The following is a 25,186-nucleotide window of genomic DNA, read 5'->3' as shown; positions in this document are numbered from 1 at the left end:
AGGACAGTCCGACAGGATTTTGAAATTGAGCGTCGCCTTCACCAAGGAAGAAAGCGCCGAAACCGCGTCCGAAACGCTGTTGCCGGACCGCCCGATCTCGCCGCATCCGAACCTCGTGACGAAAAAAGGCTTGCAGGCGTTGCAGACGCAGCTTGCCGAGGCGCGCGAGGCCTATGAAGCCGCGCAAGCGATCGATGACGTCAACGAAAAGCGCCGGCAATCAGCCGCGCCACTGCGCGACGTCCGCTATCTCACCGAACGGCTGCGCACCGCGCAGGTCGTTCCCGATCCGACCTCGAGCGATGTCGTTGCCTTCGGCAGCACCGTCACCTTCAGCCGCACTGATGGCCGCGTGCAGACCTACCGCATCGTCGGCGAGGACGAAGCCGACCCGAAGGCGGGGACGATCTCGTTCGTCTCGCCAGTGGCGCGGGCGTTGATGGGGAAGGCGGTTGGCGACGTGGTTGGCTCTGGTAACCAGGAGATCGAGATTCTGTCGATCGGATAGATGCCCAGGGCGAGGCGAGGATTGCGTGAGCAAAGGGCGCTATCGACAGGAGCAATCTCATTCGCCTAAAGCATGATCCGGAAAAGAGCGAGGCCGCTATGTCCGCGCAACAAAGCTTGATGGTTGAATGAGACGGTTTCTCTCCGGCGCATTGCCGTTTTACGCGTTGGCCGGATTGGCCATTTGCATGTACCTCGTCCTGTACAGGACGAATCTTTTCGACTTGAACGCCATCGTCCAGGGGGCGACCGGTTCATCATGGTTTCCGGTCTTCATGTTCGTCTGCATTCTCGCCGAGTCGCTCTTCCCCTATTTTGGCTATTTTCCCGGAACTGCCCTCATCTTGATGTCCGTCGCGCTCACTCCGAAGTCCGCGGATGTCTCCGTTTTTATCGTGGCGTGGCTGGCCATCATCGTGGGCGCCGTTCTGAGTTACGGACAGGCTCGCTTTTTCAGACCGCTCCTGCAGCGCGTTGCCTCGAGAGCGGCCCTGAGCCGATGTGAGTCCTTGCTCGACGCTTATGGCCGCTACGCCCGCGTTGCCTTGTTCGTCCATCCCAACGCTTGCGCGATGTATTTTACGGCACTCGGACTTCTCGGCCGGAACCTGACGCGAGAGCTCGCCCATCTTTGCGTGGGTGCGGCGGCCTCAGTGAGCGTTCTGTTCATCGTCGTGACCAGATTTGTGTCATCCGTGGGCGCCACCGATGACGGGCAATTGCAGGTGCTGCTCGCGGCAGGGCTGGTCGCCATCGGGACCCTCGTCGGTCTGTACGCGGCATGGCGGCCGGATCGGGTCGATTGAAGCTTGCTCCGTCATTGCGAGCGCAGTGAAGCAATCCAGAGTGTGTCCGCGGAGGCAGACTGGATTGCTTCGCTGCGCTCGCAATGACGACGAATCATCGCGCTTTACGCCTCCGGCAGCTCAACGCCCGTCAGCTTGCTCAATTTGCCGATGAGTTGGTCCTGAAATATCCGATCGCTCGCCTCACTGGCCGGCTGCTGCTGCTGGAGATGATGCCAGTAGCGCCCGCTGACCAGGGCCGCGGAATCCTCGCTCACCGCCAGCCAGGTCTGGGTCCGTTGTCCAGTGTCGAGATCGACCGGGGCGCTCGCACCACCCATCTTCGTGCGCACCCATCCGGGATCGACGGCGTTGCTCAGGACCTTGGGCCAGCGTCGTGCCAGCGCAACAGCGAGCGCGACGACATGCAGCTTGCTCTCGGCATAGGCCTTTGCCGAATCCCAGGCCCGCTTCGTCCAGTCGAGGTCGTCCAGCGAACCCTCTCCGCCGCGGTGCAGCCCGCTGCTGAGATACACCAATCGGTCGGGCCGCTCGATCAGGGCCGTCAGCATGTACGGCGCAAGCGTGTTGATGGCCAGAGTCTCGGCATGGCCTTCCGGCGTCGAGCCACGGCTCGGCCGCGTGTAGACGCCGGCGTTGTGGATGATCGCATCCATGCGCCCGATCGCATTGACCTGGTCGGCGATGCTCTTCGTCTCAGCGGCACTTCTGAGATCACCGACCACCATTCCGGCGGCACGCGACGCAAGCTGGCCAAGTGCTGCGGCACGATCGGCCGAACGCGCGTGCAGCACGACGCGGTGACCTTGATCGAGGAGGGATTTTGCCGCCGCGCGGCCGAGACCGTCCGCGCTGCCCGTGATGAATACGATCGCCATGCGCCGCTCCTCCGGATGTTTCAGAACGCATTCTACATTGCCCGCGCATCGTTTCCGATGTTGGTCGTCGCTCAGCTTGCCGGGATCGGCGAGAGAGCGCCATCGGCTGCTTTCTCATCTCACCAAAGGGGTAGCGCGTCTGTCTCGGAAACGATGCCGACAAAGGGCAGCAGGTCGACGTCCCGCTCGTCGAGGCGTGCTTTCGTGCTGGCGGTAACAATGTTCCGTGCGCCCTCGATGTAAGAGAGCTGTCCAGCCAGCATGTCTTGTGCGGATTTGAGGATCTTGCGACGGGCCGCGAGGATCTCGGCTTCGTTCCAACTCATCGTCTGGCGGGCTTCTCCGCGGATGATGTCATCCTGCCCCTGTTTTGCCCGACGAGTCAATCGTTGATTCGGAAAAGTCGTAGAAGTCTAACCCCTTGATCCGGCTGATGTCGGCTACTGTGCATGGGGTTGTTTTCGCATTTTTGGTTGAGACGGGTCGCCGAACACCATCAGCGTCGACGATCATTCAAAACCGGTAGGGTTCAGGAAAAGGAATGGTGGGCGCACAAGGGATCGAACCTTGGACCTCTCCCGTGTGAACCACAATTGGTGGATTGTAGCCAACCTAATCCAGCCATAGTCTTATTGTAATAGTCCTTGCAAGTTAAAGACTTGTGGCCATATTGGACCATCCTTGGCCTCGGTTGGCCTTACCACATTTTGTATGTCCCTGCTGTGCCCTTTGGAGGAATTCCCTTAGGGCACACAAACTGGGACGTAGAGGCGATGGCTTGTGGTCCATTTGTTCTAGGGTCGCGCCTCGACCCGTCTCAGGGCGCCAGGAGCGAGAGCACAAGCGATGGAAAAGAGTAAAGAATCTCTCAGAGCTGAAGGAACGACGAATTACCTGAGACTCACTGACGCGGCGATCCGTGCGGCGACGCTGCCGCCGGGCAAATCGCAGCACTATCTGCACGACACAGAGCAGCCGGGGCTCGCGATCAGGATGCGCGCGACTGGTGGCAGGACCTGGGTCTTCATGTTCACAAAGCCTGGGACGAAGGGCACTCAACGCAAGACGCTGGGTGCGTGGCCCAAATTCAATGAGAAGGCCGCGCGCAAGGCCGCCACCGTCGTCGCTGCGGAGGTGGTCATTGGGATCGATCCTAACGAGGTCAAGCGCGAGGCGAAGCGGCAAGCGCTGGCCGAGCGGCAGTGCACGACACTGGCGACCCTGATCGTTGAAGATGGCCCGTACGAAATGTCCCTGACCGGGCGCCAGGTCGTCAACTGGAAACCGGCAATGTCGGCACTCCGACGCGGTCTGAAAGATCATTTCGACCTCGCCATCGCCGAGCTCACGCGACGGCAAATCATGGCGGCGGTAGACAGGATCGGCAAGACCGGCAAGCGCGGCGCAGCAAAGGACTTGCGCAAGCACACGCACACGTTCCTCGAATGGTGCGTCGGCGAAGGTTACGTCGAGCACAACGTGCTCGCCGGCTATCGCGTGCCCAAGGAGACGCGCGCGCAGCGGGTCGGGCGCCGAACGAAGGGCCGGGCGCTGACCGACGAGGAGATCATCAAAGTCTGGCACGCATCCGGCAAGCTTGGGACGTTTGGGCTATTGACACGAATGTGCCTACTTGGTGGCCCGCGCCGCAGCGAGCCAGCCACGATCGAGTGGCAAAATCACGTCATGGATGACCGCATCACTTTCGATGCAGCATGGACCAAGATGGGCCTTTACCACGACATGCCGCGCACCCATCTCGTTAACGAGGTGCTTACGGCCGCAAAACATTTCCAGCGTGCGACGTCGGACTATGTCTTCCCATCACCGAAGACCGGCGGCCAGATGTCGGGCTTCACAAACTTGGTCGACCGCCTGGTTAAGGAAGCGGGTGTCGCCAAGTTCACAATGCATGACTTAAGGCGCAGCTTGCGAACCATCATGTCACGCTGCGGCTATGACAACGAAATCCAGCGGTTGTGTGTCGGGCAAAAGCCGCGCGGGATCGATCAAGTCTACAATCACGACGAACAGTGGATTATCCGCAAGATGGCGTTCGAAGCTGCTCATGACTACATCGCGGAGTTGGTCGGCGCGAAACGGGGAGGCAAGGTCGTGCGCCTGCAGCGGACGAATCCGCTCGATCCCATCAAGGCCGAATTGCTGGGCCGTCTTCGCGAGCATTATGCGGCTGCGACGACTTAGTTGTCTTATCGCGTCCGGCCAGATAGTCGCGCACCGCATCGACTCGGTAAAGCGGGCGACCATCGACGTAGCGCCATTTCAGCGGGTGGTTCGGATTGCGCCGCCACAGCTCCAGGGCTCCAGGCGTGCGCCGGATTACGGCGGCCGTCTCTAATGCCGTTAAATTTGAGCTGCCCGGCAGCGAATCGATATCGAACGTCGCGGGCGGCGGCATGCCACGATTCTTCCGAGGTCGCTTCATGATGCGGAGCGTCTCCTTCGAGTGGCCCATCGTCAACTCTCACGATCGAAGCGAGCGAGGCTCTCGTGTAATCGCCTGGTCGCTTCTTGGGCGGGACGTCAAGAGAATCAACGCAGTCGTCGAACTTTGCCTGTCGAGTGCCGCCGATTTGACCATCATGCTCCGGTTGATGTTGCATAGGAACACGTCAATTGCGCGTCGTAAGATTGGATATCAACGCGAATAGAAGAAAAGTTGCTGGTAAGTAGCCGAGACCACTCCGCTCGCATTGCGGCCCTGCGAGTGGCCACGACAGCGGCCGGTCACGCCCGGAGGCTATTGGCCGTCATCATGGGAAGCATGCCGAAGAATGAAAAGCGAACTGATAGGTAGTTCGACGCTTCCCAGCTACATCGAGGCGGGTTGGCGGACATCGGAATTGACTTGGCGATACGGACTTGCTCGCCATCTACCGCCGCTTTCAATTGGCGTTCCATAAAAGCGACGCACCGCGTTTCAGGATTGGGTTCGTTCACTGGCGGGCCATTCCTCCTGAGCTCCCAATGCACGCGAGCGCCATAGGAATCGGTCAACCTTGCGATAAGATCTGCCTTCTTCATCGCGTCAAGTGCATAGCCCCAAGGCCATTCCTGGCAGCAGAGTCAACAATTCAGACGACAAGTGCCGCTGGAACGACTCGCCATAAAGATATGTTTACGGATCATTGCCGACGACAAAGATCTGTTCACGTTCAATTTATGATCTGTTTACAGATCATTTCGATGTTAATGATCCGAGAACATATCCATGACTTCGGCTCCAAACCCGCTGCTCAAGGAGCTTGGCGTGCACTTTCGAAGAGCACGAATGGCTGCTGGCCTATCCCAGGAGCAAATCGCCCTCCGGGCGAACATTAGCAGGCCGCGCTATCGCGACATTGAGACGGGTGCCGCTGCAGCCCGCGCAACGACACTCGTCAACGTTGCCCGCGCCCTTGGCATGGAAATGATGCTGATTCCGCAAGCGATGGTACCGGCTATTCAATCAATGCTGCAGAGAGCTACGGGCGATGATGACCGCCCTGCGTTCACGTCAGATGTTGAGGAGGAGCATGAATAAGCCTGTCCTCGCGGCTGAACGTATCCAATCGCTCGACATCTCATTAAACGATCTTGCCGTCGGCACGCTCGTCCGAACGCCGGGCGACTACAACGCATTCAATCTCTTGCCCGCGTATCGGAGCTTGAACGACCCTCCGATCTTCAGCCTATCGCTTCGCTCGGCAGATGGCAGCCTCCGCCGGGATCCCAAACCCATACGCGGCGCGCTGCCGCCGTTCTTCGCGAACTTGCTGCCCGAAGAGAAACTGCGCGAAGCAATGGAAAAGCACCACGCAGCGTCAGTAAGACCTGGAAATGACTTCGATCTCTTGGCTGCACTGGGGACAAATCTACCGGGAGCGGTACGAGCGTTGCCGAGCGACGGCGTCCCCGTTCCGGCCGGGCCAGAATCAGAAGCCAAGAAGAAGGCGCGCTTTTCGCTCGCCGGTGTCCAGATGAAGCTCTCCGTCGTGAAAAATACTGGAAAAGAAGGGGGAATCATGCTTGCCGTCGACGATGAGCAAGGGCAGTACATCGCGAAATTTCCCTCCCTCACCCATATTGGACTTTCGGAAAACGAATTCGCGATCTTGGCCTTGACGGAAACGCTAGGCTGCGCAAGCAGACCCAGGTCGGCGGCGATGCCCACGACCGATTGGCCGGCCGATAGGGCCAGCGCGACCGAGGCGGAGCTGGTCGAGAAGGCTCTGTCGCCGGCATTGGGACCATGCCTGGTCTGCTGCAGCCAGCGTGCGCCGAACGTGCACCGGAAGTACAGCGAGAGCGGCGTGACCCAGGCGGTGCTGGGGACGTGGACGATTGCGCACATCGCCAGGTTATGGCGGAGCCGCCGCCGCTGATCCGGCGTGGTTGCCGCGTCGAAGCTCGCGCCGACCAGTGCGGTCGTCGCGTCGGGGCGGTCGCCGCCGGCGGATCCTCTTCTTCCTCGCAGTCGAGCACGAAGCTGTCCTCGATCCGGCGCTCGTCATCGCCGTCCTCAAACTGGCCGAGCTTGCCGTGATACACGCGGTCGATCAGGACGGTACCCGACGGCCTCTCGGGGTCGTCGGCTTTCGGGGTCATGCGGATGACGTTGCCGGTGGGGCGGCGGCCTGTGGGCTTTTTCATGTGCGGGATCTCACCAGGGTGGAGGGACCGAGCGGTTCCGACGCCAGGTCGATTTCGAGGAGGTCTGCGCAGGCCAGCGCCATCACCGCGAGCGAGGGATCATGGTCGCTGCGGACGAGCTCGACGAGGCGGACGAGCTCCATCGGTCCGTCGTCGCGCAGGATCTGCAGGATGCTGATGCGCAGGCCCACCGGCACGAGGTGGCCGTGGTGCGACCAGACCAGGCGGCAGTTGCCGCAGCGGGGTTCGCGAACGAGCTCCTCCGCCGTGACGACCAGGGGCGAGAGCTCCAGCTCCCGCAGCGCGATCAGCACGAGCCCTTCCTCGTCGAGCTCGCGGACCTGACGGGCGGGCACCACGTCGAGGTAGAAGCGGCCATCGTCGCGCGCAAGGACGATCGCGTCGACCTCGACCGGGTCTAGCGGTGCGGACGAAACATGCGCCGTCGGTACGTGAGCGATGGAGCGCACCCGCGGATCGAGGCTCGCCTGGACGAGCGCTTCTCTAAGAGCAGGGTGTCGCGCGGGGATCGGCACGGGCGCTTTCGCGGATACGAAGAGGTCGGGCCGGCGGCGGGGCTGTGGTCTGAACATGACGAAACACTCGAAACCTGGAGGAGGGGCGGGTTGGCTTCGGTGGTCTGCTGATTGTCGATGTCGGTCATGACCGTCCCTTTCAGATCTCGATGATCAGGCGTTCGTCGAAATGCGGGTTGTCCCAAGTGCGCATGGAGGGCGGCCACGGGCCGTAACCCTTTGTGTTGGACACGACGCGGGTCTCGCCGACCATGGCGTCGAAAGACTCGTGGGTGTGGCCGTAGAGCCAGAGGTCCGCCGGGCGCAGCGCGCCCGTGCCATCGTCCGGCGCGCGCGCGATCAGCCGCCTCAGGTCGCTCCGGAATGCCGGGTCGAGCGTCGGATCCTCGCCCGAGCCGCCGGGCTCGTCGGTGATGTGGGGGATCGGAGCATGGTGCGTGACGACGACCAGGCGGTCCTCGCCGCGCGGCTTGCGCATCTGTTCCTTCAGAAACGCGACCGACTTGAAGTGTCGCGTAAGCGCGTGATGCGGCAGGAAACGCCGTTCCGGATCTTCTTGAAGTCGTTCATGCGGTCGCCGGCGACGCCCATGGCGGCATGCGCGTCTCCGTTCAGGGCGAAGTCCGTCCAGAGGGTCGCGCCCGCGAACGTGACATTCCCGATGCGAACGGTCTCGTTCTCCAGCACGTGAACGTTCGTGCCCTCCGCCAAGGCCTTCGCCTTTTCGAGCGTCCGTCCGAGGTCGCAGCCGTAGCCCTCGTGATTGCCCATGACGTAGATGACGGGCCGGTCGGTCACGCGATCGAGCAGCCACCGGACGCCGCGCTCGGGCCGCGGGGTCAGGTCGCCCGCGACGATCAGCATGTCGAAATCCGGACGCGCTGCGGCCGGCGGGAGGTCCCAGCCACGCGTCAGTTCGAGGTGGATGTCGGACATGACCCACAGGCGCATGGTCAGTCCTCCCAATGTTCGCGATCGAGGGGCTCGGCCCCGTCGGCGAGTTCGAGGAGCGCGTCCACGAGCGGGTCGGGCATCTCGTCGACGCCGACGGCGACCTGCACTTCGCGCGAGCCGCAGCGCGGGCAGGCGTGGCGGGACGCGTCGTAGATGAATTTGCCTTCCTGGTGGCAGGTCCGGCAGCGGAACGTCGCCATGTCAGTCCTCCGCGATTCCGAGGGTGGCGGGATCGACGTCCACGAAGGCGTCATTCTCCCGGTCGTAGCGGCGGCACGTGATCCGCCGCTGCGCGCCCAGGCCGTAGCGGACGATGTGGATATTCTCGAAGCCGGGGCGGACTTCGGCGGGCGCGCGCCCCTCAGCGTGCAGGTCGCAGCGGGTCGTCAGCCACCCGCCCGTCCGGAGGACGCCTGCCTCGCCACAAATCTCGCGAGTGCAGGCGCTGCGGGCCTCGGCCAGGTCGATCGCCTCCTCGACGCGGGAGGTCGCTTCCGGAGAGAGGCGACCGTTCCAGTACAGGCGAATGCTCGCGTACTTCTCCTGATCTGCGTGAATTTGAAGGTGCCGTCCTCGGTTGCGACCGCCGCCCTGATCCGGATGCAGCACCGGTCGATGAGGTCGCGCCATCCGGGGCCGCACTCGGGGCAGCGCTCTGCCCCCTCAGGGACGCCCACCGGCGGGCGGAAGAGGTCGGAATGGGCCTCGATCAGCCCCGGCCTCCAATCCTGCAGCACGCTCGACATCACGACGCCAGCACTCAACAGGAGAACGAAACAAGAACATATTGAGTAGGAAGGTCAGCTCGAGTCAAGCGGTTAGCGCGTTATTCTTATATAAGAAGGATCGCACTTCTTATATAAGACTGGCCGCCTTCCCTGGCGCCACGGCTGCTCCGGCCTTATGGTTAGCGGAGGCTTAATGCGCAGCGGGCGGATGAATGGTCGGGAAAAAAGGGCGCCAAAACGGGGCAAGAGGACGCCGATCGGCGACCGCGTGACATTCCTCGCGATGATGGACAAGGACGTCATCGCCGACATCAAGCAGGTGGCGATAGACGAGCACCGGGCGGCCTGGGACGTGATGGAGCAGGCGGCCCGGGAATACCTTAAGCGGAGAAAAGCGAAGAGAACGCCCTGAAAGATCTCCGTTTTTCCTTGCGGTTGCGTAGTCGCCGCGGTTCAATTCGCCGCCTGGGGACCGAGGGATGAAGCTGTTTGGTTACCTTCCGGAGACACTGTTCAAGCCTTTGTCGGGGCCGAAAAAGCACGTCTATGCCCGCCTTTTGATGCGACTTTATGAGCGGGTCTACTCGGCCCGCATCCTTGAGACGCCGCTCAAGGAAGAGGTCGTGAAACAGATCGAGATCGGACTTTCGGAGTTCGGCATCGGGTCGATGGGGGATCTCTCCGAGGGTGATCCGGAAGAGGATCAGACCACCAGCCAGGCCCACTATCTCGCCTACTATCGATTGCGCGACACCGGCTGGCTCACGGAAGAGACTGAGAAGTGGCGCACCTACGTCGACATGAACCCTGACGCCTTCATGGTCCTGGGTGCGATCGTCGATTTCGGTAACAGCCGCGTGCGTGTCGCCGGCGCCGTGGTGGACGTGAAGAACAACCTTGAGGCTGCGTTCCGGGAGCCGGAGACCATGGCTCAGGGTCTCGCTAACGCCCACGAGACGGCGGCGCGGTTCGCCCGCAGCATGCGCCGCATCTTGGCCGGGATGCGCGAGATCGAAGACCGCATTCTGGGCAATCCCAACGCGGCGGCCATCCTTCGCACGTTCTTCCAGGACTTCGTCGATGGGCTGCTGATCGCCGACTACAAGCAGCTGAAGACGTCGAATAACCCTTACCGACATCGTCGGACGATCGCGTCTCTCGCGGGAGACATGCTCGCCGACGCCGAGCGTCTTCGTAAAATCGCGCGCGCCTACATCGAGCAGGGCGTCATGCCGGCCGGCGCCACGATCGCCACGGCCGAGGAGCGCGTCATCGCGGAGCTCGAGAAGATCAAGAGCGTGTTCGAGGACGTCGGCCCCTTCATGGACAAGATCGAGGACTTCAGGGATCGCCTCGAGCGACGCATCCGCACCACCGTCCACTACATGGACATCATGGGGGAAGGCTCCGCCGAGCGGATCGTTCGGCTGATCGAGCAGCTTTCGAAGATCGACAGCGACGAGGTGGAGATCCGTTTGAGATCGCCGGATGTCGCTCTGCCGATCACATCGCTTGCGCTGTACACCCCGCCCCCGCCGAAAGCTCCGCCGGAGCGGACGCGCTTCAAGGTGCCGAAGCAGGATCCTTATCTGCGCGCCTATGTTCAGGCCACCACTGACTTCGATCGGATGGTGCGAGTTTCCGACCAAAAGCTGCTCGAGTTCGCCCGCCAACAGATGCGAGACCGCGATGCCGTGTCAGCCGCCGAGATCGAGATTCGGAGCATTGCGGACCTGTTTGCCTACCGAGCTATTCCGAACTTGGCCGCGGTCGGTCGCTCAGTGCGCTTGGGTGAATTCACGATCACGCTCGAAGAAGGGCGTAGCGCGAACGACTGGATCGACGTGACCTCCTTCCGGATCGAGAGAACGAGGACTTCGGTCAATGCTGCGTGATCTTTCCAAGCTCATCGACGATGAGGATAGCGAGGGCGGCGACGGCGAGCGGCTGCAAAAGGAACTGCGCCAGGCCGCGCAGTCGCTCTGGCGTGCTCAGTTCATCTACGAGAACGATTGGGGCATGAAGACCTCCTACGAGGTACTCCGCCGCTACACGGGTTACTTCGAGAATTTGTTCGACGCGCTCGGCTACCGGGTCGTGGGCAGGCCGAACGATGGATACATCGGTCTGGTGGCGAACGAACTGCCGCCCCGTCAGAGCATGAGGCTCGACGAGAGCCTGCTCCTGCTGGTGCTGCGACTCCATTACGAGGAGGCCTTCACTCGGTTCGAAGCTAAGGAATTCGGCGAGGTGGAGGTCGAGAGCGAGCAGATCCTGCAGATCTACGAGGACCGGACCCATCGCGAGCGCCCCAACTTCGGGCGGGTAAAGGAGATCCTGGCCGGCTTCAGGCAGCGCGGGCTCGTGCGGATCGAAGATCGGGATGACAGAAACTTCACCCTCTTCCTGCGGCCCGCGTTGCCGATTGTGGTCTCCAAGGACACGCTCGGCTCCCTTGAAGAGTTCGTGTCGCGATCGGCCGCAGCGACGGCAAAGACAGACGGCGCGAGCGAGGTCCAGGCGTGATCGAGCTCCGGCGCATCATCCTGGTCGACTGGTACCTGTTTCGGGCGCAGCAGGTTGATATGCGTGGCATGACCGCCATCATCGGTCCAAACGGCGCCGGCAAATCAGCGATCATCGACGCCGTGCAGACCGTGCTCTCCGGCGCGAGCATGGCCAGCATCCGCTTCAACCCGAGCGCCCAGAGCAACGTCAGGAGCAAGCGGACGCTGCGAGATTACTGCCTCGGCGTGGTCTCGCTCGATGAGAAGGGCGAGCGGTCGGAGCCGACGCGCCAGCACGCCTACACCTACATCATCCTTCTGTTCGAGGACCTGGGCGACGGTTCGGCCGTGAGCTTGGGTGTGGCCTTTTCGGCCTCGGCCACGAGAAGCGACGAGGCCTGCGAGGCGCGCTTCATCGCAAAAGCTGCGCTGACGAAGGACGACATCCTGAGTCCTGTCGGCGATGACGAGGTCGAGACGCTGCAGTGGCATGCAGTCCGCAATGCCTTGCGCGCCCGCAACGTCGAGGTTGACGACGCGTTCTCGAGCGCGACCGACTTCGTGGCTGAAGCGCTCAGGGCGCTGTCGCCCGCGGGCTTCCCTCTCGATCCCAGGCGCTTTCAGAAGGCCTTTCGGAATGCCCTGCTGCTGAAGCCAGTGGACAATCCTACCGACTTCGTCCGAAACTACGTCCTCGACGTCCAGCCTCTTCAGGTCGATAGGCTTCGCCGCGGTATCGAACATTGGCGCACGTTGACCCGCCGTATCGAAGAATTGAAGGCACAAAGCGCCAGCTTGGCCGGGATCCTCCGTATCGTCGCGCGGGCGGTCGAAAACGAAAGGGTCATTGCGGTAACGGGCTGGCAGATCGCGCGGCTTGAGTGGGAGAAGTTTCGGCGGGAGGCCAGGAGGCAGGAAGAGGTCATCGCGCAACTCCGGAGCGCCGCGAGCAGAGCTGAGGTCGACGCGGTCGCGGCCGCAGCCAGACATGCCACCCTTGATGCTGAGCACAAGACCGTCGAACTCTCGATCAGGACCAGCGACGGCGAGCAGTTGGCCCAGATGTACGAGTCCGACAAGACCGCAACCCTTAGCCAGCGCGCCAACGCGATGGTGCCAGTCAAGGAGATCGAAGTTCTCATCGCTTCGATCAGGAAGGCCGTCGATCTCAATCTGTTGGTTCACCGTGACGACTTCTTGCACGCGCTGCTGAGTGCAGTGGCCGTTGCGAGGGGAAGGGCTCCACTTTCCGAGTGGGACAAACCGCTTCCCGAGAACTGGAAGGATAGCGCTTCCCATCTGGATGCGGCTCTTGCGGCTGTCGACCAGGAGCGGCTCGAGGCAGCGCGAAAGACGTTTTCGGACGCGCATTTTCACGCGCGAGTGGCGACCAAGGCTCTGCAGGATCGCATCGAACTGATCGACAGTAACCTGAAGCGGATGGATCAAGGGTTGAGCCCCATCGAAGGCGGCACTCGGGACCTCATCAGGCAACTGGCTTCGCACGGTATCGAGGCGACCCCACTGTGCGAGCTGGTCGAGATACGCGACGACAAGTGGCGGATGGCAGCTGAGGCCTTTCTGGGTCGCTCCCGGGAAGCATTGATCGTCGAGCCCACAAGGGCGGTACGCGCCTTGGAGATATTCCGGGAGGGTGGAGAGCACTCCTTCAGGGATGCGGAGGTCATCAACACGACCAAGACCGACAACACCAGGCCGGCTGAAAAGGGCTCTCTCGCACAGATCATCAGTACGGAAAACCGTCACGCCCGGGCATTCCTCAACTATCGGATTGGCCGCCTGATGATGGTCGAGACCATGGATAGGATGGCTGCGGCCGAGAACGCCATCACGCCAGATCTCATGGTCCAGGGCGGGCGGACGGTCCGGCGACTGCAGAAGCCTCAGTATCTTAAGCTCGGGCACGCCACGCAGGAGCAGATGCGTCAACAGCTTCAGGCCGAACGGCAGCAATTGCTCCGGCAGCTTGCGGAATCGGCGGGAGATGTCCGTCGCTCGGAGGACGAAGCGCGCTTGTTCGAAGCCATGTTCGGGCAGTTTCAGGCGATCCGCGGCGCCGGCCTGACCTGCACCGGAGCCGGCGAGGAACTGGCTGCTTTCGATCGCAAGCTGGCGGAAATCGGGAAAAATATCGAAGATGCCAAGCGGAATCGCGATCCCAAGCTCGTCTCCGATCTGGAGCGCCTCGCCGCCGAGGTCAAGACGGCAAATCGGCTCAAGACTGAGACGCAGGATGCGTCGACCCGGGCCCACAGCGCGAGAGACCGGGCCGAGGGCGCGTATGAAGATTACATGAAGAACAACCGTGGCGTCTTGGCGGGGGCTCGTCGCACCCGCGCGCGACAGTTGCTGGACGAATTCCCGCAATCGAGGGACATGGGCGACTACCGATCAAAGGTGACCGGAATGGCCACTGAATCCCTGTCGGACCGAATTGCCGGGCTAACGGCGGACCGGGAAAACCGTTCTACCAACCGGCGCTCTACTCTGATGCGCGAAATGACCGGTGCGATGAACAAGCACGGCCAGGAATTCCATGTCGTGCCGCCGTTCACCGCCGAGGAGGCGACGCCGTCGGTCGTCGAGCAGTGGGCGACCGCTGAAAAGGACCGCTTGGATGCGCATGAGTTGGTTCAGTACGAGGAGCAGTGTCGCAACGCTGCGACGGAGATGACCTCGGCATTCCGGGACGACCTTCTCCATCGGCTCGACGACGCCTTTACCGGCATCAAGTCCACCCTGAACGAGCTCAACCGCCACCTAAAGGATCGCCAGTTCCACGGGCGCGACTACTACTCGTTCAAGGCGCTGGAGGCCCCAACCCACGTCGACATGATCGAGCTCGTCGAGGAATCCAGAAAGCCCGAGTTCAATCTGCCGCTTTTCGGTGACCGCAGCGAGGATGCGAGCTCACCGATGATGCGCGCCGTGCGACAGATCGAGGAGATCCTGTCGAACCCGGAGGCGCGGACCGAGGAGATCGAGGATCCCCGCAAGTATTTCAACTTCGAGCTCTACATCCAGGACGCCGAGGGCAAGATCCGCTCGTCTTTGACGAGCCGCGCCGGTACGGGATCCGGCGGCGAAGGTCAGTTGCCGTTCTACATCGCCATCGGCGCCTCGCTGGCCGCGACCTACCAAAACCGTCGCACCGGCGAGAGCGGGCTCTCGCTCGCCATCTTCGACGAGGCCTTCAATCGTCTGGATACCAAGGCAATCGGCCAGTGCTCTGAATTCATGCGGGACCTGGGTCTCCAGGTCATGCTCGCTACTCCGGACGAGAAGCGGCACGTGTTCATGGAAGTGGTCGACACGGTCGTCAACGTGAACCGCTTGGGCAACCAGGTGATGATCGACACCGAATACCCGACGGAGATGGCTCGCCAGGCGATCGTTGCAGCCGACCCGTATCGCAAGGGCTTCGATGTATTCAAAGCCGAGTTGATTGAGGTCGAGAAGGCCGGCGCCGTCCCGCAGGACCAGGCTGCGGAATGACAGACGTTCGTACGACGGACGCCGGGGTCGAATTCCTCGAACGCCTGCTGGAGCGGAGCGAACGCAATCCGGATCGCACCCGGCCGCCGTCCGCGGCGCCGGAGTACGACAGACTTTCGACCGCGCAGCAGGTGGGCCGCTTTCACGACCAGATGGCCGCGGCGGAACGGTTCGGCGCAGTGGAGGTGCAGCGGGGCAAGAGAGACCGGGGACATCTGGTCGAGAGAGTTCGCGTTCGAGACCCGGAATTGCTCGCCAGACATCTCGGACGCCCGACGGCACTCGCGACCGCGCAGCGCGTCAGGGCGGAATTGCTGCCCGTCGCAGCGACCGGCGAGCCGTGGGTCGCCACTTTGTTGGACGAGATGGCGGCGAGATGGGCACGAAGCGAGGCCGCCTACCGCCTGACCGCCGCCCAGGCCGACGCCGCCAAGGAGTTCTTCACGCTGCTGGCGTCCATCTCCCGGCAGGAAGCGCGAGGGCTGGACGCGCGAAGCTTCTCCCAAAAGGCGACGAACGACACGAAGGCCTTCGATCGGCATGCCTCGCGGCTCGCCGCCGTGCTCGGCGTCCGGGTCGGACTGCCGGGTGCTGCAGCCGACGTGGTCTGGGCGCACATCGGGCTGGAGCGCTTCAGTCATCCTGTTCATCTGAAGGGGCCCGTCGCCGTCGAGGGAGCGGACGGCCGTCAGGTCGATGGTCGCGCCAAGCCGTTCGCCTCGATTCATCCGGAGATGCTCTCGCAGCTGTTGGTCTTGGAGCGACCATCAGCCATCCTGACGATCGAGAATTTCGCGACCTTCAATCGGCAGGTCCGCGAGATCCATGACGCCAGCCTGGTCGTTTACACCGGCGGCTTCCCGGCGGCTGGTGTCATCGAGCTTCTAGCGAAGGTTCTGGCGGCCGTGCCAGCCGACGTGCCGTTCCTTCACTGGGGCGACGTAGATGCCGGCGGCGTGCGCATCTTCAGGTACCTCGAAGAGAGCCTGTCCCGCGGGCCTGAGCCCCACCTCATGACCAGGCAGCTGGCGGAGATGCACGGCCAGCCGGCAGACGCGGATCCGAGCTTGGCATCCATAGCGAGGTCCGATAGCGCGGTTCGCGATCTAGCGGATTGGTTGGCATTCGGATCGAACGTGCGCCACCTGGAGCAAGAGACGCTCGATCCCGCTGCACTTTAACTTACCCCCTAACGCCGATTCCAGTGGCGGTCGTCGTCTTCGCCGTCGTCTTCTTTCATGTCGACTGTCAGCAGCGTCGTGGCGTAACCGTTCTTCTGCGCGAAAACTTGCTCGTAAAGGGCTTCGACGCGGCCACGCTTCTCTAGCCATACGTGAGTGGGCACATCCCTCAATTCCGAAACGGTGCCGATTGTGGACGGGCTTGGCCAACGGCGAATGAGGGAAAGCTCAGGAATCGGGGCGCCGGCGCGAAGACCAAGATAGGGGAAATTCGGTGCAGGTATCACCCTCTGCACCTTTCGATCTTTGGATATCACGATGGCTGCAAGTTCGTCGGCACTGGTCACGTAGACCTTGGCCATCACTTCGAGGGAGACGTCGAACTTCCGCGCCAGTACGCGCACTTGTTCAAGGTCGCACGCCTTGCTCAGCTTGCAACGCTCCGCCCGATATTCCGGCATCGGAACCACCAAGGCCGCGGAAAACTCGTTCGCTTCGATCTCGATCCGCTCTTCGTGTGGCACCGCATCCCACTTGTCCTTGGGTCTGGCGCGGCGCAGATCACTCGTCGAACATTCGAATGGGCCCAAGCCTGCGCTCCATGTCCGGGAAGTAGTCCATCCTGCCGCCGTCCGCGAAGTGAAATTCCATTCGGAACGGTTGGACGAGAAAGGACGTCACCCGGTAGTCGACCTCGGAGATCCACATGAAGTGTCTCTCGTCGATCGCCTCCCAAGGAAACTCACGCCGGTTCTTGCGCGACGTGAAGACCCCCGTCGGCTTCCTGTGCCCCCGTTCGAGGATGGTACGGATCGGTCCGCCGCCCGTGGCGCGCACGATCTTCACCACACTCGGCCGCAAGCTACCCAGGGTTCTTCTCTTTTCGGTTTCCGTCGACATGGCTGCGTCCGAGGACTCGTCGCCCGATCCGCCCGCGGAATTGCATCCGAACAGAACGCGCTCGGCGGCGCGGCCCCCGAGCAGCATGGTGGTGCGATCCTCCACTGTTTGCCGCGTGGCCAAGTCGGGGGAGGACGCGTATTCGACTAGCGTGCGGTTCTCCGCCCCGCTCCTCGCCCCGACGATGCAGTGACGCAGCACTCCGCATTCGAGAACCAGCGCGAGCAGGACATGGCCGGCTTCGTGCGCGCAAATGCGCCAGTCCATCTCGGGCGGGGGCCGCTCGGAGCTCAGAAGCGCCGCGCGCAGATCCGCCGCGAGCAGCTCGCGTCCGGCGTGACGCGCGATCCGGCGAGCTTCGCGGACGAACGCCATGACCTCCGCGCCAGTCGAGCGCTCCATGGCCGTAGCGATGTCATCGAGCTCGTCGTCAGGTACCGCGCCGGCGACGTGAAACTTGAGCATGCTCAGCGTGCCGGCTGCGTCGGCCCGCTCGATCTTGATCATCCGTTCGAAGCGGCCGGGGCGCAGCAGGGCGGGGTCCACGGACTCTGGATTGTTGGTCGCACCGATCAGGATCACGCCCCGCCTGGCCGACGAAGTCCCGTCGTCGAACCTGGTCAACAGGTCTGCAACTATAGGTAGCCAATAATCCTTGTTGCGACTATCTAGGGGCTCTATCCGGGACCGCGTCAACCTCATCCAGGAACAGAAAACCAATTCCATGGGCTCGCGCGAGAGCGACCGAACGATCCAAGCGCATCGCCCGGATCACGTCGTCCATATACGAGCGTTCCTTCGTGAACCAATCCGCAACGGACGAGATCACAATGGGAGCATCACCACAGTAACGGGCGACGGCCCTAGCCAGCAGGGATTTCCCGCACCCCGGCTCGCTCGCCAGGCAGATTCCCTTGGGCATAGACGCCCAGTCCCAAATCCCGCTAGTTTCGCGGCTTCGTTCGCTGATTGGCGGCCGAGGGATCCGCGGAATACAATTACCTCCGCAATCCCTCGACTTCTTCACGGAGAGGTGTCCGATGAGCTACCGAGAACGAGGCGCGGAGAAGGCGTGCTTTGCGCGACGATCCTTTCTGGCCCTGATCGCTGGCGCGACAGTTGGAGCGGCGGTGCGCCCCGCCGTTGCCGCTGAACCCATGATCAAGGTCCACAAGGATCCGAACTGCGGCTGTTGCTTGGGCTGGGTACAACACTTGCGCGACGCCGGATTCACGGTCCAGGTGGACGATGCTTCCGACCTTCCGGCCGTCCGGAAACGCCTGGGCGTCCCGGCCGATCTGGCCGCGTGCCACACGGCAGAGGTGGACAGCTACATCCTTGAGGGACACGTACCGGCGTCCGCGGTGCGGCGGTTGCTGACGGAGCGCCCGAAGGCTCTGGGGCTTGCCGTGCCCGGCATGCCTGCAGGGTCGCCGGGGATGGAAGGTGGACACCCTGAGCCTTACACCGTCGTGCTGTTCGGATCGGCAGGTCGTGCGACGTTCATGCGGTTCGTCGGCAAGGAAGCCATCGGCTGACCGTTTGAGATGGTTAACCACCACGCGCCCGGCTCGCGCATTTGTGAACCGGGGCACTTTCCAGCATTCCGCCCCTGTGAGACTGTGACACCATGAATGCTCGCCGCCTCCTCAGGTTTCTGCTCGCGGTCCTTGTGACCGCGGGGCTGGCGGTCGCGCCGCTGGTGACGCCGGCGGCGGCGGGGCATTCGATGGGCGCAATGCAGATGGCAGACGCGCAGGACATGCCGGATGACATGGCGTGCTGCCCGGACAAGCAGAACAACAAGCAATGCCAGGACTGTCCTCTCATCGCGATCTGCATGTTGAAGGTGCTCCAGACTGGACCTTCGGCGGCGACAGTGAGCATCAGGCAGCCTGTGCGTGAACTGCTGCGGCCGCTCGATGACATGATTGCCGACGGCCTAACCCGTCCCCCTCCGGACCAGCCCCCTCGATCGATCGTCTGACCGGCGCTGCGGCGCCGGAACGTTGGCGCGCGTCCATCGCGCGCATTCGCAGGCCGCTTCGGCGGCTCAACAGACGTTTCGAGGAACAGACATCATGAAGATCTCCACTGCTGCGCGCGGGCTAGCCGCCGCGCTGGTCGGCCTTTCGCTAACGGCAGCGCCACGGTCCGCTCTCGCCGACATCAAGGATTACGAATTCCAGCTCGTCGAGCCGGCGGTACAGACCGGCCCCGACAAGGTCGTGACGGTGCGGCTGGTGAACAAGAAAACCGGCAAACCCGTGCCCGACGCGGTCATATTCGCCTCCCGGCTCGACATGGCGCCGGACGGCATGCAGGAGATGGTCACCAAGGTGACCTCGATGCCGGGGACGGAGCCCGGGACCTACCGGTTCAAGGCCAACTTCAGTATGGCGGGCCGCTGGCAATTGTCCCTCGGCGCCAAGGTGCAGGGCGAGACCGGCACGGTCGAAAACAAGCTCGTCGTCACGGCGAAGCAATGACCCGCGCCGTCACGATGGGTGCGGCCGCTGCAGTTTGCGCAGCGGCCGCCGCCGCGCTTTACATGGGCGCGATCCCGCGCGCAGCTCCGTTCGTCGGACCAATGACGGTCGCTGCGGCGGCCGAGAGCGGCGCGGCGATCTACTACCAGGATCCGGATGGGAAGCCGTTCTATTCGCTCGGGCCGAAGAAGGCGCCGGATGGGCGCGCCTGGCGCGCCGTGCCGGCGGGAGCCGACGTCAGCTTCGACGAACCCGAGGAGCAACCGGCCGAGACCAAGGGGGCAGCGGCAAAGACCGAACGCAAAGTCAAATACTACCGCAATCCGATGGGCCTGCCGGACACCTCGCCGGTGCCGAAGAAGGACTCGATGGGGATGGACTACATTCCCGTGTACGAAGGCGAGGACACCGACGACGGATCGATCAAGCTCTCGCCGGGGAAAATACAGCGTACAGGCGCAAAATCTGAGGCGGTCGTCAAAAGACCCGTGACCTCCTTGATCCGCGCTCCAGGCACTGTCCAGGAGGACGAGAGACGCGTCTCGGTCGTCGCCCTGCGGTTCGAGGGCTTCGTCGAGAGCGTCGCCAACGTCACGACCGGCGACCACGTCCACAAGGGCCAGCCGCTTCTGAACGTGTACAGCCCCGCTCTTTCCAGCGCCGCCGCCGAATATCTGTCGGCCTTCAACGCCGGCGCGACCGGAAAGGAGCTGAAGGGCGCGCGCCGACGACTGGAGAATCTTGCTGCTCCGGAAGCGGCCATCAAGGAGCTCGAGCGCACCCGGGAGATCTCTCTCTCGATCCCGTGGCTCGCGCCGCAGGACGGCGAGATCCTCGAGCGCAACGCCGTGCCCGGCATGCGCGCGGGGCCCGGCGACGTCCTGTTCAGGATCGCTGACCACCGCCTCGTCTGGGTCCTGATCGACGTCGCCGAGCGCGATCTGCCGCAGGTCGCGGTTGGGACGAAGGTGACCATCAGGCCACGCGCGTTCGCCGGCCAAAGCTTCGAGGGCACCGTGGCGTTGATCTATCCCCATCTCAACGCCGCGACGCGCACCGCGCGGATCCGGATCGAGGTATCCAATCGCGACGAACTGCTGCGGCCGGAGATGTACGTCGATGCCGAGATCGAGGCCGGCACGCCGGGACCGGTGCTGGCGGTGGCGGAGAGTGCCGTGCTCGACAGCGGAAGCCGCCAGGCCGTCTTGGTCGACAAGGGCGAGGGCCGCTTCGAGCCGCGCGAAGTGAAGCTCGGCCGGCGCGGCGGCGGCTTCGTCGAGATCACGAATGGCCTGTCCGAAGGCGAAGCGGTCGTGACCTCGGCCAACTTCCTGATCGATGCCGAGAGCAACCTGAAAGCGGCGCTCAAGGGGTTTGCCGAGTCCAGCGGCCCGCCGCCCGAGGCGCCAGCCACCGGATCGGGAGCGCGCCCATGATCGCCCGCGTCATCGCCTGGTCGGCGCGCAACCTGCTGCTGGTGCTGTTCGGCACCGGCTTCGCCGCCGCGGCCGGCATCTACGCGCTCGTCCACCTCCCGCTCGACGCGATCCCGGATCTCTCCGATACCCAGGTCATCGTCTACACCGAATACCCGGGGCAGGCGCCGCAGGTGATCGAGGACCAGGTCACCTATCCGCTTGCCACCGCCATGCTCACCGTGCCGAAATCCAAGGTGGTGCGCGGCTTCTCCTTCTTCGGAGTCTCGTTCGTCTACGTGATCTTCGAGGATGGCACCGACATCTACTGGGCGCGCTCGCGGGTGCTTGAATTCCTGAACGCCGCCACATCGCGCATTCCCGCGGGTGTCACGCCCACCATCGGTCCGGACGCCACGGGAGTTGGCTGGGTCTACCAGTATGCGGTGGTGTCGAAAGAACTGAACCTGGCGGACACGCGCACCGTCCAGGATTGGAACCTCAAATTCGCGCTGGCCAAGGCGGAAGGGGTCGCAGAGGTCGCGAGCGTCGGCGGCTTCGTCAAGCAGTACAACGTGATCCTCGACGCGCAGCGGATGCGCGACCTCGGCATCACCATGCCGAAGATCCGGGACGCGATCCGCGCCAGCAACGCCGACGTCGGCGGGCGGACGGTCGAGCTGTCGGAGTTCGAATACGTCATCCGGGGCCGGGGCTACCTGAAAAGCATCGACGATCTCGGCAACATCGTCCTCAAGACGGACAAGGGCACGCCGGTGCTGCTGCGGGACGTCTCCCGGGTCGAACTGGGGCCGGACGAGCGGCGCGGCATCACCGAACTCAACGGCGAGGGGGAGGTCGCGAGCGGCATCGTGCTGCAGCGTTTCGGGATGAACGCGCTGGACGTCATCGAGAACGTCAAGAAGCGGTTCAAGGAGATCGCGACCAGCCTGCCGAAGTCGGTCGACATCGTGCCGGTCTACGACCGGTCGAACCTGATCTACGCCGCCATCGACACCCTCAAGCACACGCTGGTCGAGGAGAGCCTCGTCGTCGCGCTGGTCTGCGTCGTGTTCCTGCTGCACGTACGGAGCGCGCTGGTCGCCATCCTGATGCTGCCCGTCGGCGTGCTGATGGCGTTCGGAGCGATGAAGCTGCTCGGCATCGGCTCCAACATCATGAGCCTCGGCGGCATCGCCATCGCGATCGGCGCCATGGTGGACGCCGCCATCGTCATGATCGAGAACGCCCACAAGCACCTCGAGCGCGCGGAGCCGGGCAAGTCGCGGATCGCAATCCTGATCGAGGCCGCCTCGCAGGTCGGGCCGGCCTTGTTCTTCAGCCTGCTGATCATCACGGTATCGTTCATGCCGATCTTCACGCTGGAATCGCAGGAAGGGCGGCTGTTCAGCCCGCTCGCCTTCACCAAGACCTTTGCGATGGCGGCCGCCGCGCTGCTCTCGGTCACGCTGGTGCCTGCGTTGATGGTGATCTTCGTCCGGGGACGGATCGTTCCGGAGCACCGCAACCCGATCAACCGCTTCCTGATCTGGATCTATCGCCCCGTCATCAAGGGCGTGCTGCGCGCAAAGACGTTGGTTATCCTGCTTGCGCTCGCCGCGCTCGCGATCACGATCTGGCCCGCCCGTCAGCTCGGCACCGAATTCATGCCGAACCTCGACGAGGGCACGCTGCTCTACATGCCGACGACGCTGCCCGGCATCTCCGTCACCAAAGCCGCCGAACTGATGCAGACCCAGGACCGCATCATCCGCTCCTTCCCGGAGGTCGCGTCGGTCTACGGGAAGGCCGGCCGGGCCTCCACGTCGACCGATCCGGCGCCGACCGAGATGTTCGAGACGGTGGTCAATCTCAAGCCCAAGGAGCAGTGGCGGCCGGGTCTCACCATCGACGGCCTGATCGCCGAGATGGACAAAGCTCTGCAGTTTCCGGGCGTCTCCAATGCCTGGACCATGCCGATCAAGGCGCGCATCGACATGCTCTCGACGGGCATTCGCACTCCTGTCGGCGTCAAGGTGATCGGCACCGACCTCGTCGAGATCGACAAGCTCGCCAAGCAGATCGAGCAGGTGCTGCGGAACGTGCCCGGAACATCGTCCGCCTACGCCGAACGGGCCATCGGGGGCTACTACCTGGAGATCACGCCCGACCGGTCGGCGCTGGCCCGCTATGGCATCATGGTCCAGGACGTCCAGGACACCATCGCGACCGCGCTCGGCGGTCAGGCGGTCACGACCACCGTGGAGGGCCGGCAGCGCTTCACGGTCAACATGCGCTACCCCCGCGACCTCCGGGACAATCCGAAGAAGATCGCAAGCGACGTCCTCGTTCCCATGCCCGCCGGCGGCGCCGTCCCGCTCGCGGAAGTCGCGACCGTTCAACTCGCGCGCGGCCCGACGTCGATCCGGACGGAGAACGCCCAGCTTGCGACCTACATCTACGTCGACATCCGCGACCGCGATCTCGGCGGCTACGTCGCCGAGGCGCAACGCGCCGTCCAGGCCAGCATCCAGTTTCCGTCGGGCTACTACGTGGTCTGGAGTGGCCAGTACGAATATCTCGAGCGCGCCATGGCCCGCCTGAAGATCGTCGTGCCGGCGACGCTGCTCATCATCTTCCTGCTGCTGTACCTGAATTTCAGGTCGGTGACCGATACGATAATCGTCATGCTGTCGCTGCCGTTCGCGCTGGTCGGCGGGCTTTGGCTGATGTGGTGGCTCGGTTTCAACCTTTCGGTCGCCGTCGCCGTCGGCTTCATCGCGCTCGCGGGCGTCGCCGCCGAGACCGGCGTGGTGATGCTGATCTACCTCAACGAGGCGCTTGCCGAGATCAGGGCGCGCCGCGCCGCCGAGGGTTGGACCTTGAGCCGGACCGATCTCCGCGAGGCCATCATGGAGGGCGCGGTCGAGCGCGTCCGGCCGAAGATGATGACCGTCGTCGCCATCATGGCGGGACTGCTGCCGATCATGTGGAGCACCGGCACCGGGTCCGAGATCATGCAGCGGATCGCGGTGCCGATGATCGGCGGCATGATCTCGTCGACCCTGCTCACGCTGATCGTGATCCCGGCGATCTTCGGCCTGGTCAAAGGCTTCCGGTTGCCGCCTGTGGGCAAACCGGGAGTGCCGGCGAAGTCGAAGGCTGTCGTCACGACACTCCGAATCCCGGAGCCTGCCAAATGAGGTGAGCCAATGATAGACGGGATGATGTCTGGAATGATGGGCGGCATGGCGCTGATCTGGGTCCTGATCGTCGTCGTGCTCGCGCTGGGCGCGGCCGCGCTGATCAAATACCTGTTCTTCTCGGGCCGAGGAGATTGATGATGCATCGCATTCTACTTGCGGCTCTCGCTGCTGTACTCGTCTCCGCGCCGGCTCGGGCGCAGCAGGACAGCGTAGTTCGCGGGGAGCAGGATTTTCGGGCCTGTGCAGCATGTCACTCCCTCGAGCCCGACCGCAACATGACGGGGCCAAGTCTTGCAAACGTCTGGGGAAGGAACGCCGGAAGCTTGCCGAGTTTCGACCGCTACTCCGACGCGCTGAAAGCTTCGGGGATCATTTGGGATGACCGCTCGCTGGATGCCTGGTTGACCGATCCGGAACGCATGGTGCCGGACAACGCCATGCCGTTCGAGGGCATCAAGGATGCTCGCACGCGCGCCGATCTGCTCGCCTTCCCGAAGGAAGCAACCAAGCCAGGTGCAGCGCCGCGGCAATCGGCGCAAGGAATGGGTGGCATGATGGGCGGAATGATGGGAGGTGGGCGCGTTCCGAATCTGAAGAATCTGGATCCCCCGCAGCACGTGACTAGCATCACGCACTGCCGGGACACCTATCGTGTGACTACGGCCGACGGCAAGACGCGGGCGTTTTGGGAACGCAATCTCCGGATCAAGACGGATTCCAGCAAGGACGGTCCGGAGAGCGGGGCTCCGGCCATCGTGCCGGCCGGAATGATGGGCGATCGCGTCGATGTGATTTTCGCGGGGCCCGAGGAGATCAGCAAGATGATCGAGCCGCGGTGCTGAGCCTTGCCGGCATTCCGATCGGCTCGGTTTGGGCTCGTTGGTGGTGCACACTCCAACCGTCTCCGAAA

Annotated in this window: 24 protein-coding genes and 1 pseudogene; 16 read left to right on the top strand and 9 right to left on the bottom strand. The window is 63.2% G+C overall.

Going from position 1 to position 25,186, the window contains the following annotated elements; translation table 11 throughout:
• The first annotated feature begins 25 nt into the window (after positions 1-25).
• Together greA and IVA92_RS23035 are read left to right on the top strand one after the other, a co-directional pair.
• Entirely contained in the window at positions 26-508 is a 483-nt protein-coding gene (gene greA / locus IVA92_RS23040) for a transcription elongation factor GreA (protein WP_247277389.1), read from the top strand.
• A gap of 127 nt (positions 509-635) precedes the next feature.
• A complete protein-coding gene (locus IVA92_RS23035) occupies positions 636-1,313 on the top strand; it encodes a hypothetical protein (protein ID WP_247277388.1) in 678 nt (225 codons plus the stop codon).
• A 104-nt stretch (positions 1,314-1,417) separates the two neighbouring features.
• On the opposite strand, the gene IVA92_RS23030 is transcribed toward IVA92_RS23035, so the two are convergent.
• Positions 1,418-2,191 carry an SDR family NAD(P)-dependent oxidoreductase gene (locus IVA92_RS23030; protein WP_247277387.1) on the bottom strand — a complete coding sequence of 258 codons (774 nt, stop codon included), beginning with the start codon at positions 2,189-2,191 and terminating at the stop codon, positions 1,418-1,420.
• Between the two features lie 119 nt (positions 2,192-2,310).
• Entirely contained in the window at positions 2,311-2,517 is a 207-nt protein-coding gene (locus IVA92_RS23025) for a hypothetical protein (protein ID WP_247277386.1), read from the bottom strand.
• A gap of 520 nt (positions 2,518-3,037) precedes the next feature.
• Between IVA92_RS23025 and IVA92_RS23020 the strand changes: the two genes are divergently transcribed.
• The 3 genes and pseudogenes from IVA92_RS23020 to IVA92_RS23010 all read left to right on the top strand — a co-directional run.
• Positions 3,038-4,396, top strand: a complete 1,359-nt coding sequence (locus IVA92_RS23020; protein ID WP_247277385.1) for an integrase arm-type DNA-binding domain-containing protein — start codon at positions 3,038-3,040, stop codon at positions 4,394-4,396.
• A 1,027-nt stretch (positions 4,397-5,423) separates the two neighbouring features.
• Positions 5,424-5,735 (top strand): helix-turn-helix transcriptional regulator, encoded by a 312-nt coding sequence (locus IVA92_RS23015; protein WP_247277384.1) that lies wholly within the window; start codon positions 5,424-5,426, stop codon positions 5,733-5,735.
• A pseudogene (locus IVA92_RS23010) lies at positions 5,728-6,330 on the top strand (HipA N-terminal domain-containing protein); the annotation flags it as partial. The gene IVA92_RS23015 and the pseudogene IVA92_RS23010, both read left to right, overlap by 8 nt.
• A 510-nt stretch (positions 6,331-6,840) precedes the next feature.
• Here IVA92_RS23010 and IVA92_RS23005 read toward each other — a convergent pair.
• The 5 genes from IVA92_RS23005 to IVA92_RS22990 all read right to left on the bottom strand — a co-directional run bounded on the left by IVA92_RS23005 (position 6,841) and on the right by IVA92_RS22990 (position 8,964).
• A complete protein-coding gene (locus tag IVA92_RS23005) occupies positions 6,841-7,437 on the bottom strand; it encodes a hypothetical protein (protein ID WP_247277383.1) in 597 nt (198 codons plus the stop codon).
• Positions 7,438-7,519: 82 nt separating this feature from the next.
• The gene (locus tag IVA92_RS36105) at positions 7,520-7,858 is read right to left on the bottom strand and encodes a hypothetical protein (protein ID WP_346658132.1); all 339 of its coding nucleotides are present in this window, start codon (positions 7,856-7,858) and stop codon (positions 7,520-7,522) included.
• Between the two features lie 8 nt (positions 7,859-7,866).
• A complete protein-coding gene (locus IVA92_RS36100; protein ID WP_346275293.1) occupies positions 7,867-8,331 on the bottom strand; it encodes a metallophosphoesterase in 465 nt (154 codons plus the stop codon).
• 2 nt (positions 8,332-8,333) lie between these two features.
• The gene (locus tag IVA92_RS22995; RefSeq protein WP_247277382.1) at positions 8,334-8,534 is read right to left on the bottom strand and encodes a hypothetical protein; all 201 of its coding nucleotides are present in this window, start codon (positions 8,532-8,534) and stop codon (positions 8,334-8,336) included.
• A 1-nt stretch (position 8,535) separates the two neighbouring features.
• Entirely contained in the window at positions 8,536-8,964 is a 429-nt protein-coding gene (locus tag IVA92_RS22990) for a hypothetical protein (RefSeq protein WP_247277381.1), read from the bottom strand.
• A 291-nt stretch (positions 8,965-9,255) separates the two neighbouring features.
• Between IVA92_RS22990 and IVA92_RS22985 the strand changes: the two genes are divergently transcribed.
• The 5 genes from IVA92_RS22985 (at position 9,256) to IVA92_RS22965 (ending at position 16,266) form a co-directional block, all read left to right on the top strand.
• Positions 9,256-9,474: a hypothetical protein gene (locus IVA92_RS22985; protein WP_247277380.1), complete on the top strand. Its 219-nt coding sequence runs from the start codon at positions 9,256-9,258 to the stop codon at positions 9,472-9,474.
• Positions 9,475-9,541: 67 nt separating this feature from the next.
• A complete protein-coding gene (locus IVA92_RS22980; RefSeq protein ID WP_247277379.1) occupies positions 9,542-10,957 on the top strand; it encodes a Wadjet anti-phage system protein JetA family protein in 1,416 nt (471 codons plus the stop codon).
• Complete coding sequence (locus IVA92_RS22975) at positions 10,947-11,588, top strand: DUF4194 domain-containing protein (protein WP_247277378.1); 642 nt, start codon at positions 10,947-10,949, stop codon at positions 11,586-11,588. Before IVA92_RS22980 ends, IVA92_RS22975 begins: the two co-directional genes overlap by 11 nt.
• The gene (locus IVA92_RS36095) at positions 11,585-15,085 is read left to right on the top strand and encodes an SbcC/MukB-like Walker B domain-containing protein (RefSeq protein ID WP_247277377.1); all 3,501 of its coding nucleotides are present in this window, start codon (positions 11,585-11,587) and stop codon (positions 15,083-15,085) included. The genes IVA92_RS22975 and IVA92_RS36095 overlap by 4 nt, the downstream gene beginning before the upstream one ends.
• Positions 15,082-16,266 (top strand): Wadjet anti-phage system protein JetD domain-containing protein, encoded by a 1,185-nt coding sequence (locus tag IVA92_RS22965; protein ID WP_247277376.1) that lies wholly within the window; start codon positions 15,082-15,084, stop codon positions 16,264-16,266. The genes IVA92_RS36095 and IVA92_RS22965 overlap by 4 nt, the downstream gene beginning before the upstream one ends.
• Positions 16,267-16,274: 8 nt before the next feature.
• On the opposite strand, the gene IVA92_RS22960 is transcribed toward IVA92_RS22965, so the two are convergent.
• Positions 16,275-16,856, bottom strand: a complete 582-nt coding sequence (locus IVA92_RS22960) for an ImmA/IrrE family metallo-endopeptidase (RefSeq protein WP_247277375.1) — start codon at positions 16,854-16,856, stop codon at positions 16,275-16,277.
• Positions 16,828-17,868, bottom strand: coding sequence for an AAA family ATPase (locus IVA92_RS35685; protein ID WP_256464964.1), 1,041 nt, complete (start codon positions 17,866-17,868; stop codon positions 16,828-16,830). Before IVA92_RS35685 ends, IVA92_RS22960 begins: the two co-directional genes overlap by 29 nt.
• 338 nt (positions 17,869-18,206) lie before the next feature.
• On the opposite strand from IVA92_RS35685, the gene IVA92_RS22945 reads away from it, so the two are divergent.
• From IVA92_RS22945 to IVA92_RS22920, 6 genes are all read left to right on the top strand, one after another.
• The gene (locus tag IVA92_RS22945; RefSeq protein ID WP_247277374.1) at positions 18,207-18,704 is read left to right on the top strand and encodes a DUF411 domain-containing protein; all 498 of its coding nucleotides are present in this window, start codon (positions 18,207-18,209) and stop codon (positions 18,702-18,704) included.
• A 92-nt stretch (positions 18,705-18,796) separates the two neighbouring features.
• Positions 18,797-19,153, top strand: a complete 357-nt coding sequence (locus IVA92_RS22940) for a hypothetical protein (RefSeq protein WP_247277373.1) — start codon at positions 18,797-18,799, stop codon at positions 19,151-19,153.
• Positions 19,154-19,247: 94 nt separating this feature from the next.
• Positions 19,248-19,655, top strand: a complete 408-nt coding sequence (locus tag IVA92_RS22935) for a FixH family protein (RefSeq protein WP_247277372.1) — start codon at positions 19,248-19,250, stop codon at positions 19,653-19,655.
• On the top strand, positions 19,652-21,091 hold the full coding sequence (locus tag IVA92_RS22930) for an efflux RND transporter periplasmic adaptor subunit (protein WP_247277371.1): 1,440 nt from the start codon (positions 19,652-19,654) through the stop codon (positions 21,089-21,091). Before IVA92_RS22935 ends, IVA92_RS22930 begins: the two co-directional genes overlap by 4 nt.
• Positions 21,088-24,273, top strand: a complete 3,186-nt coding sequence (locus IVA92_RS22925; protein ID WP_247277370.1) for a CusA/CzcA family heavy metal efflux RND transporter — start codon at positions 21,088-21,090, stop codon at positions 24,271-24,273. Before IVA92_RS22930 ends, IVA92_RS22925 begins: the two co-directional genes overlap by 4 nt.
• Positions 24,274-24,599: 326 nt before the next feature.
• The gene (locus IVA92_RS22920) at positions 24,600-25,118 is read left to right on the top strand and encodes a cytochrome c family protein (protein ID WP_247277369.1); all 519 of its coding nucleotides are present in this window, start codon (positions 24,600-24,602) and stop codon (positions 25,116-25,118) included.
• Positions 25,119-25,186: the final 68 nt, after the last annotated feature.

The sequence above is a fragment of the Bradyrhizobium sp. 154 genome (genome assembly GCF_023073875.1).
Classification (GTDB): domain Bacteria; phylum Pseudomonadota; class Alphaproteobacteria; order Rhizobiales; family Xanthobacteraceae; genus Bradyrhizobium.
The sequence above is the reverse complement of the archived record's forward strand: the minus strand, read 5'-3'. Positions and strand labels throughout refer to the sequence as shown.